Genomic DNA, 12,094 nt, shown 5'->3' on the forward strand with positions numbered 1-12,094 from the left:
CGCACTAAGCCGTTGAAAATAGGTGATATTGCGGTCGCCAACCGGGTTCTCCTCGCGCCCATGTCCGGCGTTACCGACGCCCCCTTTCGACGCCTTACCGCCGCCCTCGGCGCTGGGCTGGTCGTGTCAGAGATGACCGCCAGCGACGACCTCGTCAACGGCAGGCCGATGTCGGTTCTGCGCTGCGAGGCGACCGGCGTAGGTCCGCACGTCGTTCAGCTCGCCGGCTGCGAGACCCGTTGGATGGCGGAGGGCGCCCGGATTGCCGAAGCTGCTGGCGCCGACATCATCGATATCAATATGGGCTGTCCGGCACGCCATGTGACCGGCGGTCAGTCAGGTTCGGCATTGATGCGCGATCTCGACCACGCGCTGCGGCTGATTGAAGCAACGATCGCAGCCGTGAAAGTGCCGGTGACGCTGAAGATGCGGCTCGGCTGGGACGATCGCACGCTCAACGCGCCGGAGCTTGCGCAGCGCGCAGAGGCTGCCGGCGTCCAGATGATCACGGTGCACGGGCGCACACGTTGTCAGTTCTACAAGGGCGAAGCGGATTGGAGCGCGGTGCGCGCGGTCAGGGACGCGATCTCCTTACCCCTCATCGTCAACGGCGATATCACGTCGTACGAGAAGGCCGTGGACGCGCTGGAAATGTCGGGCGCCGACGCCGTGATGATCGGGCGCGGCGCGCAGGGCCAGCCCTGGTTGCCGGGCCAGATCGGGCGCCGGCTTGAAACGGGAACGGCCGAATCGGCGCTGCCGCTTGCCGAACAGCTCAAACATATCCGCGGGCTCTATGACGAAATCTGCAGCCATTACGGACTGCGCATCGGGCTCAAGCACGCGCGCAAGCATCTCGGCTGGGCGCTGGAGATCGCGGCGCAATGCAGCCGGGCGCCGGCGGCGACGCTCAGGAATTGGCGACAGAAGATTTTGACCGCGGACGAGCCTTCCAGCGTGCATCGTTCACTCGAAGACGCATTCGACGATTTTGCATGGAGTGCTGCTGCATGACTTCAGCTGCAGAACATCGCCGGCGAGTGCCCGCCGACGGCGAGGCGATCCTCAACGCGCTGCCCAACCCGGTGCTGCTGATCGCGCCCGACGGCCGTATCGTCGATGCCAATATCGCCGCGGAATCCTTCTTCGAGATATCGACGCAATTCCTGCAGCGGCAGTCGCTCAAGGAACTGGTGCCGTTCGGGAGTCCGCTACTGGCGCTGATCGACCAGGTGCGGTCGAGCGGTTCGCCGGTCAACGAATACAAGGTCGATCTCGGCACGCCGCGGATCGGCGGCGATCGCCAGGTGGATCTTCACGTCGCTCCGCTCACGGAGCGGCCGGGCCATATCGTCGTGATGCTGCAGGAGCGCACCATCGCCGACAAGATGGACCGGCAGCTGACGCATCGAAGTGCGGCGCGCTCGGTGATCGCGCTGGCGGCGATGCTGGCGCATGAAATCAAGAACCCGCTGTCCGGCATCCGCGGCGCGGCGCAATTGCTGGAGCAGGCGGCATCATCCGAAGACCGCATGCTGACGCGGCTGATCTGCGACGAGGCCGACCGCATTGTCACGCTGGTCGACCGCATGGAAGTATTCGGCGACGACCGCCCGGTGGCGCGCGGCCCGGTCAACATCCATTCGGTGCTCGACCACGTCAAACGGCTGGCGCAGTCCGGCTTTGCCCGCAACATCCGCTTCATCGAGGAATACGACCCGTCGCTGCCGCCGGTGCTGGCCAATCAGGACCAGTTGATCCAGGTGTTCCTCAATCTGGTGAAGAACGCCGCCGAGGCGGTGGCCGACCTTGGCTCTGACGCGGAAATCCAGCTCACCACCGCATTCCGTCCGGGTGTGCGGCTCTCGGTGCCGGGCAAGAAATCGCGGGTGTCGCTGCCGCTCGAATTCTGCGTCAAGGACAACGGTTCCGGCGTGCCGGAAGACCTGCTTCCAAACCTGTTCGATCCGTTCGTGACGACCAAGCAAACCGGCAGCGGGCTCGGCCTCGCGCTGGTGGCAAAAATCGTCGGCGATCACGGCGGCATCATCGAATGTGAATCCCAGCCGCGGAAGACCACCTTCCGCGTGCTGCTGCCGATGTTCAACGCCGCCAAGCATTTTGACCAAAGCAATCGCGATGACGTTTCGGGTACTCCATCGCATGCCTCACAGGATGCAAGATGAGGAAAATCAATGCCCGCAGGTAGCATATTAGTCGCCGATGACGACACCGCCATCCGCACGGTTCTCAACCAGGCTCTCTCCCGCGCTGGCTACGAGGTGCGGCTGACCGGGAACGCGGCGACGCTGTGGCGCTGGGTGAGCCAGGGCGAGGGCGATCTCGTCATCACCGACGTGGTGATGCCCGATGAGAACGCGTTCGATCTGCTGCCGCGGATCAAGAAGATGCGGCCGAACCTTCCGGTTATCGTCATGAGCGCCCAAAACACTTTCATGACGGCGATCCGGGCCTCGGAGCGCGGCGCTTATGAATATCTGCCAAAACCCTTCGACCTGAAGGAGCTGATCACCATCGTCGGCCGCGCCCTGGCGGAGCCGAAGGAGCGAGTTGCCAATGCGCCGGACGAGGGCGAATTCGATTCGATCCCGCTGGTCGGCCGCTCGCCGGCGATGCAGGAAATCTACCGGGTGCTGGCACGGCTGATGCAGACCGACCTCACGGTTATGATTTCCGGCGAATCCGGCACTGGTAAGGAGTTGGTCGCCCGCGCGCTGCACGACTACGGCAAGCGCCGTAACGGCCCCTTCGTCGCGGTCAATATGGCGGCGATCCCGCGCGACCTCATCGAATCCGAATTGTTCGGCCATGAACGCGGTGCGTTCACCGGCGCCAATACCCGCGCCTCGGGGCGGTTCGAACAGGCCGAAGGCGGCACGCTGTTCCTCGACGAAATCGGCGATATGCCGATGGAGGCGCAGACGCGGTTGCTGCGGGTGCTGCAGCAGGGCGAATATACCACCGTCGGTGGCCGCACGCCGATCAAGACCGACGTGCGTATCGTCGCCGCCAGCAACAAGGACCTGCGCATCCTGATCCAGCAGGGCCTGTTCCGTGAAGATCTGTTCTTCCGCCTCAACGTGGTGCCCCTACGCCTGCCGCCGTTGCGCGAACGGATCGAGGATTTGCCCGATCTGATCCGGCATTTCTTCTCGCTGGCGGAGAAGGACGGCTTGCCGCCGAAGAAGCTGGATACGCTGGCGCTGGAACGCCTCAAGCAGCACCGCTGGCCCGGCAACGTGCGCGAACTCGAAAATCTCGCGCGCCGGCTGGCGGCGCTTTATCCGCAGGACGTGATCACGGGCTCCGTCATCGATGGCGAACTGGCGCCGCCGGCGGTCGCATCCGGCGGCAGCGCCCCGCTCGGCGTCGACAATCTCGGCGGCGCGGTCGAGGCCTATTTGTCCTCGCACTTCTCGGGCTTCCCGAACGGCGTGCCGCCGCCCGGCCTCTATCACCGCATCCTCAAGGAGATCGAGGTGCCGCTGCTCACCGCGGCGCTGGCGGCGACCCGCGGCAATCAAATCCGCGCCGCCGACCTGCTCGGCCTCAACCGCAATACACTGCGGAAGAAAATCCGCGATCTGGACATCCAGGTCTACCGCAGCGGGGGCTAGGCGGCTTAGCCGCCGGCTCCATCGCGCCATGAGGCGGAAAGCCGCTGGGGACCGATCACTTTCGTGGTCGGGTACGCCGCGGAATTGTCGCAATTCGGCAACATTGTGATATGAATGCATCAGTCCGCGGCAGGCGGACATAAGTCTTTCAGCTCACCCATTGCTCACCCATTGCCGGTATGACCAGCGCAGAGACCTCGGCTCCATCGTTTGACGCGTCGCTTGCCGAACCGAAGGGATCGTCCCTGCGGAAGTGGCTGGCGCCGGTTTCCGTCGCGATCGCGCTGCTCTCGGCGTTCCTGACCTTTGTCGTACTTTCCGGCCTGACCCCGATCGAGCCGACCAAACAGGTCGTATACTCATTTCTGCTGATCAACGCGTGCAGCATCCTGCTCCTGGTCGGCATTATCGTCCGCGAAGTCTGGCAGGTGGTTCAGGCCCGGCGCCGCGGCAGGGCGGCGGCCAGGCTGCACATCCAGATCGTCAGTCTGTTTTCGGTCATCGCGGTGTTGCCGGCGGTTTTGGTCGCCATCGTCGCCAACGTCACCATCGATCGCGGCCTCGACCGGCTGTTCTCGGGTCCGACGCGCGAAGTGATCCAGAACTCGCTGATCATTGCCCGCGCCTACACCTACGAACACGCGCAGCTCATTCGCGGCGATATTCTGGGAATGGCAAACGATATCTCCCATGCACGGCCATTGTTCGACCAGGACCGCAGGTCGTTTCGAGAACTGCTGACGGCAAGTGCAGCCTCGCGCAATTTGCCGGGCGCCATGCTGATCGACAAGGATCGCAACGTCCTGGAGTCGGCGCAAACCGGCATTCAGCAGAGTTTTACGACGCCGCCGCAGGACTTTCTCGGCAACGTCGATGAGACCGAGCCGCAGATCGCGGTATTTCCCGAAGCAAACTACGTCGCGGCCGTCATTCGCCTGCGCGCATTCAACGATACCTTCCTTTACGTCGCGCGCCTGCTCGATCCGCGCGTGATCAGCCAGTTGAAGCAGACCGAGGCCAGCGTCGCCGAATATGCCCAGATCGAATCCCGCAGGCTCGGCATTCAGGTGGCCTTTGCGCTGATGTTCGCGGTGATCGCACTGACGATCCTGATGGCTTCCGTGCTGATCGGGCTCAACTTCGCCAATTGGCTGGTGGCGCCGATCCGCAACCTGATGAGCGCCGCCAACATCGTTTCAACGGGCGATTTGCACGTCCAGGTGCCGGTCCACAAGTCGGAAGGCGACCTGGCCCAGCTCGGCGAGACCTTCAACAAGATGACGCAGGAACTGCGCACCCAGCGCGACGAACTGGTCAGCGCCAGCGACCTGATCGACAGCCGCCGCCGCTTCATCGAAGCGGTGTTGTCGTCGGCCAGCGCCGGCATCATCGGCGTCGATGCCTCCGGCAGCGTCGGCATTCTCAATCGCTCCGCCGAAAAGCTGATCGGCCACGCCGAATCCGAGACGCTGGGCCATCCGCTGTCGGATGTGCTGCCTGAACTCGACGATATGATGAAAACCGCGCGCGAAGGCACGCAGCGGCTGGTGCAGGGCCAGATCACCATCACCCGCGATGGCCATGAGCGAAATCTGTCGGTTCGCATCAGCGCCGAGCAGACCAGCCAGTCCCGCGACAGCTACATCATCACGCTGGACGACATCACCGAGCTGGTTTCCGCGCAGCGCACCTCGGCCTGGGGCGATGTCGCACGCCGCATCGCCCACGAAATCAAGAACCCGCTGACCCCGATCCAGCTTTCCGCCGAACGTATCAGGCGCAAGTTCGGCAAGGTCATCGTCGAGGACAAGGGCATCTTCGAGCAGTGCACGGACACCATCGTGCGCCAGGTCGACGACATCAGGCGGATGGTGGACGAATTCTCGCGCTTTGCGCGGATGCCCAAGCCCGTGATGGAGGGGGAGGACGTCGCCGATACCGTGCGCCAGGCGGTGTTCCTGATGAAGGTCGGGCATGCCGACCTCGATATCGAAACCGTCATCAAGCAGGACCCGATGCGGGCCCAGTTCGACCGCCGGCTGATTTCGCAGGCGCTGACCAACATCATCAAGAACGCGACCGAGGCGATCGAGCAGGTTCCGCCGGAAGAACTTGGCAGAGGCCGAATCGACGTCATCGCGGCACGCGAGAACGACGACATCGTGATCGATGTGATCGACAATGGCATTGGCCTGCCGAAGGTCGCCCGCGCCCGCTTGCTGGAGCCCTATGTGACGACGCGCCAGAAGGGCACCGGGCTTGGGCTGGCGATCGTCGGGCGCGTGCTCGAAGACCATGGCGGCCGTATCGAACTCAAGGATGCTTCCGACTTCCGGTCAGGCCAGCGTGGGGCGTGGATGCGGCTGCGGTTCGCCGTATCCGGCCAACCACCAAAAGCCGACGCAAAGGAGCAGCCTCCGGAGACAAATCAACAGAGCGCCGAAACAAATACGCCGGTTTCTGAAACCATTGAGCCGGCATCTACGACCAATAGTGACACAAAAATCAAAGCCGCGACCGGCAACTGACAAGACAGGTGTAACCCATGGCCAGTGACATTCTGATTGTCGACGACGAAGCAGATATTCGGGACCTCGTTGCAGGCATCCTGGAGGACGAAGGCTTCATTACCCGCACCGCGCGCGACAGCGATTCGGCGCTGGCGGAGATCGCCAACCGCCGTCCAAATCTGGTGTTCCTCGACATCTGGCTGCAGGGCTCCAAGCTCGACGGTTTGCAGCTGCTTGAGCAGATCAAGAAGGATCATGCCGACGTGCCTGTCGTCATGATTTCCGGCCATGGCAACATCGAAACCGCGGTCGCAGCGATCAAGCGCGGCGCGTATGACTTCATCGAAAAGCCCTTCAAATCGGACCGGCTGATTCTGGTGGCGACCCGGGCGCTGGAGACATCGCGCCTCAAGCGTGAAGTGAAAGAACTCAAGCAACTGGCTCCTGCGGCTAGCGTTCTGACCGGCCGATCCGCCTGCATGAACCAGCTGCGCCAAACCATCGACCGGGCTGCCAAGGCCAACAGCCGCATCCTGATCGTCGGTCCCTCCGGTTCGGGCAAGGAACTGGCGGCGCGCATGCTGCATCATGCCTCTAGCCGTGCCGAAGGGCCGTTCGTGGTCATCAACGCCGCGGCGATCACGCCGGAGCGGATGGAAGTCGAACTGTTCGGGATCGAGCAGTCCAATGGCGAGCATCAACGCAAAGCCGGCGCGCTGGAAGAAGCCCATGGCGGCACGCTGTTCATCGACGAAATCGCCGACATGCCGCGCGAAACCCAGAACAAGATCCTGCGTGTGCTGGTCGATCAGACCTTTCTGCGCTCCGGCGGCACTGCCAAGGTCCATGTCGATGTCCGCATCATCTCCTCGACCGCGCGCAATCTGGAAGAAGAAATCGCGGAAGGGCGATTCCGCGAAGATCTCTATCACCGGCTCTCGGTGGTGCCGATCCGGGTGCCGCCATTGTCCGAGCGCCGCGAGGACATTCCCGAACTGATCGACTACTTCATGGATCAGATTTCGGTTGCGACGGGCTTGCCGAAGCGCCAGATCGGCCAGGATGCGATGGCGGTACTGCAGTCCCATGTCTGGCCCGGCAACGTCCGGCAACTCCGCAACAATGTCGAGCGCGTCATGATTCTGGCCGGCGGCGGTCCGGAGGCGATCATCACCGCCGATATGCTGCCGCAGGACGTCGGTTCGATGGTGCCGGCAATGCCGACCAGCAACAATGGCGAGCACATCATGGGGCTGCCGCTGCGTGAGGCGCGGGAAGTGTTCGAGCGAGACTATTTGATTGCCCAGATCAGCCGCTTCTCGGGCAACATCTCGCGCACGGCCGAATTCGTCGGCATGGAGCGCTCGGCCCTGCACCGCAAGCTCAAGGCACTCGGGGTCGGTTGACCCGATCGGTTCTGATTGATCAGAACCGAGACTGTAGTTTGTTGTTTTGACGCGCTAACGGTATCCGCAATACGCGAAAGGCTTTTCTGGCGCCGGTCCATGCACTTGCTTTGGAATATTCATCTCTTTCCCCACGCTTTTGGAGATTTGACACCGGGTTCTTACGGGGTGGCGCGCGAACTGGCTTGCCTAAAAACCGCGCGTGCCTTCTAATCGTACGGCCGCGCCTACCGGAGGGGGATCTCAGGGTAGGCTGGCGACCGGGGGAGGCTCCGTTAGAGAGCAACAACCGGTTCAAGAAAAAGAAGCACAAGACGGCGGGATAAAAACAATGGCGGCAGACCGCGCACAAAACCTACAAGACACCTTCCTAAATCATGTTCGCAAAACCAAAACGCCACTGACGATCTTTCTGGTCAATGGAGTGAAGCTGCAGGGGATTGTCACCTGGTTCGACAATTTCTGCCTGTTGCTGCGTCGCGACGGTCATTCGCAGCTTGTATACAAGCATGCGATTTCGACCATCATGCCGGGCGCTCCGATCCAGTTGTTCGAAGGCGGCGAGGATGCTCCGGCTTGAAAGTGATCTGATTGGAACCCCTAAATCTTAAAGGGGGCGCCGACCGTCCGCGGTCGGCGGAGGGCAGAGAAACCGGGCGGGTGATCGTCATCGGCCCTTACTTGCGTATGCGCCGCGGCGACCCCGACGCGCAAACGAATGATGCTGTCCGCGATTCCGAGGCACGGTTGGAGGAGGCGGCCGGTCTGGCGCTCGCCATCGATCTCACGATCGCGGATACACTGATCGCGTCGATCAGCCAGATCCGTCCTGCCACCTATCTCGGCAAGGGCAAGGTCGAGGAGATCACAGGTCTCATCACCGGGCATGACATCGAACTTGTGGTGATGGATTGCGCACTGTCGCCGATCCAGCAGCGCAATCTCGAGAAGGCCTGGAACACCAAGGTTCTCGACCGCACCGGGCTGATCCTGGAAATCTTCGGCCGCCGCGCCAAGACCAAGGAAGGCGCGCTGCAGGTCGAGCTCGCGCATCTCAATTACCAGCGCTCGCGCCTGGTTCGCTCATGGACCCATCTGGAGCGCCAGCGCGGCGGCTTTGGATTCATGGGCGGCCCCGGCGAAACCCAGATCGAAGCCGACCGCCGCCTGATCGGCGACCGCATCATCCGGCTCGAGAATGAACTGAAGAAGGTTCAGGCGACGCGGAGGCTGCATCGCGCCGGCCGGCAGCGGGTGCCGTACCGCGTGGTGGCGCTGGTCGGCTACACCAACGCCGGAAAGTCGACGCTGTTCAATCGCCTGACCCGCGCCGACGTGCAGGCCGCCGACATGCTGTTTGCGACACTGGACCCGACGCTGCGCGCGCTGGCGCTGCCGCATGGCGGCAAGGCGATGCTGTCGGACACGGTCGGTTTCATTTCCAACCTGCCGACGCAGCTGGTCGCCGCGTTTCGCGCGACGCTGGAAGAGGTGCTGGAGGCGGACATCATCCTTCATGTCCGCGACATGTCCCATGAAGATGCGGAAGCGCAGGAGCGCGACGTCGATGCCGTGCTGCGCAAGCTGGGTATCGATCCCGATGCCGGGCAACGCGTTCTCGAAGTCTGGAACAAGATCGATCGCTTCGATGCGGAAGAGCGCGAAAACCTGCGCAACATCGCCGCGCGCCGGCCGCCGGAACGGCCGTGCTTCCTAGTTTCCGCCGCGACCGGCGAGGGGGTCGAGGCGCTACTGGCCGCAATCGAGGATCGTTTGGCGGCTTTTCGGATGACGCTGGACCTCTCCGTCGACGCCGCCGATGGCGCCGGCATCAGCTGGCTGCATCGCAATTCAGAAGTGCTGAACAAGCAGCTTCACGACGGGCGATTCGATATGACCGTGCGCGTCGACGCGACCAAGCGCGACATCGTGGTGTCGCGTTTCGATGCCGTGCCGCACGTGGCGTAATCCTTCTGCTCGTCCCCGACGGGGAGAGAGTCCGCTACATTCAGCCGCGACCCAGCGCCTTTACCGCCGCAGGCGGCGCGGGCTGCTCCTCGCCCTTGGCTTCATTCCACAACGCGTCCATCTCGGCGAGCGTGGCGCTTTCGAGTGAACGGCCCTTGGCCGCCAGAACGCGCTCGATATAGCCAAAGCGGCGTTCGAATTTGGCATTGGTGCCGCGCAGTGCGGTTTCGGGATCGGCGCCGACATGTCGCGCCAGATTGACCAGTGCGAACAGGAGATCGCCGGTCTCGGCGGCGAGTTCGCCGGCGTCGCCGCGGTCGAGCGCGGCCTCGATCTCGTCGGCTTCCTCGCGGATCTTGTGCAGCACCGCGCGCGGGTCGTTCCAGTCAAAACCAACCGTCGAGGCCGTGCGCTGCAAATCCATCGCGCGCGTCAGCGCCGGCTGCCCCGCCTTGACGCTCGACAGCAGCGATTTGTGCTCGGCCTGTTCCGGCGGCCGGCCCGCGGCGCGCTCGGCTTTCTCTTCCGCCTTGATGCGATCCCAGTTGCCTTTCACATGGGTCGCAGTCAGCCGCCCGTCCTGGTCGGCGAACACGTGCGGATGCCGTCGGATCATTTTTCGCGTGACCGCCTCGACCACGTCGCCGAACGCGAAGGCGTTCTGCTCCTCCGCCATCCGCGAGTGGAACACGACCTGCAGCAGGAGGTCGCCGAGTTCGTCACGGAGATCGTCGAGATCGCCGCGCGTGATGGCGTCGACGACCTCATAGGCCTCCTCGATGGTGTATTGCGCGATCGACGCAAAATCCTGTTCGAGATCCCAGGGGCAGCCGGTCACGGGCGTGCGCAGCGCTGCCATGATCTCGAGCAAACGTGAAATGTCGCGGGAAGGGGTCATCGGGCACCGGAGTTTTTTGGGTTTTGGTTTTATGCCGCAAGCGGCCGCGCGATCCCAGCGAAACGCGCCGAAACAGCCGATATTTCCACCGATTGGCCCAAACCAAAGGTGGGCAATTGGCCAACGCATGGGTGGGTGCTAAAGGCCAATGAATGAACAATCAATCCCCATCCGATACCGCGCTGGTGCTGTTTTCCGGCGGGCAGGATTCCACCACCTGCCTCGCCTGGGCGCTGCAGCGCTTCGCCCATGTCGAAATGATCGGCTTCAGCTACGGACAGCGTCACGCCATCGAGCTCGCGTGTCGCGACCGTCTCCTTACGGGCATGAAAGCCTTGCGGCCGGATTGGGCGGCAAAACTCGGCGAGAGCCACACGCTGGAGATCCCGACGCTGGCCGAGATTTCCGATACCGCGCTGACGCGCGACGTCGCAATCGAAATGGGCGCCGACGGCCTGCCCAATACGTTCGTGCCGGGCCGCAATCTGGTGTTTCTCACCTTTGCCGCCGCGCTGGCCTATCGGCGTGGCATCCGGCATATCATCGGCGGCATGTGCGAGACCGATTATTCCGGCTATCCGGATTGCCGCGACGAAACCATCAAGGCGTTGAACGCCGCGCTCAGTCTCGGCATGGCCAAATCCTTCGAACTCCACACGCCGCTGATGTGGCTCGACAAGGCTGCGACCTGGAAACTCGCGCACGATCTCGGCGGGGCAGGGCTGGTCGATCTGATCCGCGAGCAATCCCACACCTGTTATCTCGGCGAGCGCGGCGCGCAGCATGAATGGGGGTATGGCTGCGGCGAGTGCCCGGCCTGCGCGTTGCGGGCAAGGGGATGGCGGGAATATGCGGGGAGGTGAGGACGCAACAACAACAGCTACATTCAGCAACTTAGCCTTCATGCGTCACCCTTCAGTCGTCATCGCCCGGTTCAAGCCTGGTTCAAGCCGGGTGACGATGGGGGACGTGACACCGACTTATCAACGTCATTGCGAGCGCAGCGAAGCAATCCATTCTTTCTTTGCGCGGCGAAATGGATTGCTTCGCTGCGCTCGCAATGACGGTGCCAAACATGAATCCGCCTTCTCGCGGCATGATTTGCCCGAGTTTTGCAAAAACATTCTCCCCCGAGGAGGGAGCAGGGAATGCCGGGTGCATGCTGCACCCGCGGTCTCGTGTGCAATGTGCACAAAGAAATGCGCACACGAGCATACAGGTGAAGCGGAGGCATCCGGCATCCCCTGCGCAATGGCTTTACGGCTTATGGCGCGCTCTCCTCGGCGACGAATTCGTCTTGCCACCGTCGTCGGCGAATTAGCCATTCTGCGAGACCCGGTCGGGTTCGCAAAATCTCCGTCGACTTGACACCAGCAACGGGTGCCAGAACCACACGCTTTTGCCGTACGCGTCTGCGCCGTTCGTCCTGCGCGCCGGTTGATCGCTCACGAGAGACTCGCCCTGCGACACCGCTTCGTGCCGACGCTTCTGCGTCCACCGCATCCCCGGCCCACGTTCGTGACGATGGCCAACGCCCCTCTGCTCGGGCCGGGTTGGGCGAGCTTATAGCGCTGATTTGCCCGACGGCGCAAGCGATATTTCGGATTTTCCGAATTGTGCGGCGGTCCTGTGTCCTGATCCGCCTCGGGCGGGTTGACCGGGCGCGCTTGAGCC

Annotated in this window: 9 protein-coding genes; 8 read left to right on the top strand and 1 reads right to left on the bottom strand. The window is 62.9% G+C overall.

All coding sequences use genetic code 11. The features are described from left to right. Positions 1-12 precede the first annotated feature (12 nt). The 7 genes from dusB (at position 13) to hflX (ending at position 9,522) form a co-directional block, all read left to right on the top strand. Positions 13-1,014 carry a tRNA dihydrouridine synthase DusB gene (gene dusB, locus NL528_RS22410; protein WP_309185011.1) on the top strand — a complete coding sequence of 334 codons (1,002 nt, stop codon included), beginning with the start codon at positions 13-15 and terminating at the stop codon, positions 1,012-1,014. Then, entirely contained in the window at positions 1,011-2,186 is a 1,176-nt protein-coding gene (locus tag NL528_RS22415) for a nitrogen regulation protein NR(II) (protein ID WP_309176630.1), read from the top strand. The genes dusB and NL528_RS22415 overlap by 4 nt, the downstream gene beginning before the upstream one ends. A 9-nt stretch (positions 2,187-2,195) precedes the next feature. Next, complete coding sequence (gene ntrC, locus NL528_RS22420; RefSeq protein WP_309176631.1) at positions 2,196-3,638, top strand: nitrogen regulation protein NR(I); 1,443 nt, start codon at positions 2,196-2,198, stop codon at positions 3,636-3,638. Positions 3,639-3,817: 179 nt separating this feature from the next. Then, the gene (locus NL528_RS22425) at positions 3,818-6,166 is read left to right on the top strand and encodes a PAS domain-containing sensor histidine kinase (RefSeq protein WP_309176632.1); all 2,349 of its coding nucleotides are present in this window, start codon (positions 3,818-3,820) and stop codon (positions 6,164-6,166) included. A gap of 17 nt (positions 6,167-6,183) precedes the next feature. Continuing rightward, complete coding sequence (locus NL528_RS22430) at positions 6,184-7,554, top strand: sigma-54 dependent transcriptional regulator (protein ID WP_309176633.1); 1,371 nt, start codon at positions 6,184-6,186, stop codon at positions 7,552-7,554. Positions 7,555-7,885: 331 nt separating this feature from the next. Further along, on the top strand, positions 7,886-8,134 hold the full coding sequence (hfq, locus tag NL528_RS22435) for an RNA chaperone Hfq (protein ID WP_006020546.1): 249 nt from the start codon (positions 7,886-7,888) through the stop codon (positions 8,132-8,134). Positions 8,135-8,145: 11 nt separating this feature from the next. Continuing rightward, positions 8,146-9,522, top strand: coding sequence for a GTPase HflX (gene hflX / locus NL528_RS22440; RefSeq protein ID WP_309176634.1), 1,377 nt, complete (start codon positions 8,146-8,148; stop codon positions 9,520-9,522). A gap of 40 nt (positions 9,523-9,562) precedes the next feature. Here hflX and mazG read toward each other — a convergent pair whose 3' ends face one another. Continuing rightward, complete coding sequence (gene mazG, locus NL528_RS22445; RefSeq protein WP_309176635.1) at positions 9,563-10,420, bottom strand: nucleoside triphosphate pyrophosphohydrolase; 858 nt, start codon at positions 10,418-10,420, stop codon at positions 9,563-9,565. A 152-nt stretch (positions 10,421-10,572) separates the two neighbouring features. Here mazG and queC point away from each other — a divergent pair, with 152 nt between their 5' ends. Continuing rightward, positions 10,573-11,283, top strand: a complete 711-nt coding sequence (queC, locus tag NL528_RS22450; RefSeq protein ID WP_309176636.1) for a 7-cyano-7-deazaguanine synthase QueC — start codon at positions 10,573-10,575, stop codon at positions 11,281-11,283. Positions 11,284-12,094 lie beyond the last annotated feature (811 nt).

The sequence above is a fragment of the Bradyrhizobium sp. Ash2021 genome, assembly GCF_031202265.1.
Lineage (GTDB): Bacteria > Pseudomonadota > Alphaproteobacteria > Rhizobiales > Xanthobacteraceae > Bradyrhizobium.

Excerpts from the sequence above, each read along its gene's own strand:
- NL528_RS22425 (WP_309176632.1), top strand. The coding sequence starts at position 3,818 with ATGACCAGCGCAGAGACCTCGGCTCCATCGTTTGACGCGTCGCTTGCC.
- ntrC (WP_309176631.1), top strand. The coding sequence starts at position 2,196 with ATGCCCGCAGGTAGCATATTAGTCGCCGATGACGACACCGCCATCCGC.
- NL528_RS22415 (WP_309176630.1), top strand. The coding sequence starts at position 1,011 with ATGACTTCAGCTGCAGAACATCGCCGGCGAGTGCCCGCCGACGGCGAG.
- mazG (WP_309176635.1), bottom strand. The coding sequence starts at position 10,420 with ATGACCCCTTCCCGCGACATTTCACGTTTGCTCGAGATCATGGCAGCG.
- hfq (WP_006020546.1), top strand. The coding sequence starts at position 7,886 with ATGGCGGCAGACCGCGCACAAAACCTACAAGACACCTTCCTAAATCAT.
- NL528_RS22430 (WP_309176633.1), top strand. The coding sequence starts at position 6,184 with ATGGCCAGTGACATTCTGATTGTCGACGACGAAGCAGATATTCGGGAC.
- queC (WP_309176636.1), top strand. The coding sequence starts at position 10,573 with ATGAACAATCAATCCCCATCCGATACCGCGCTGGTGCTGTTTTCCGGC.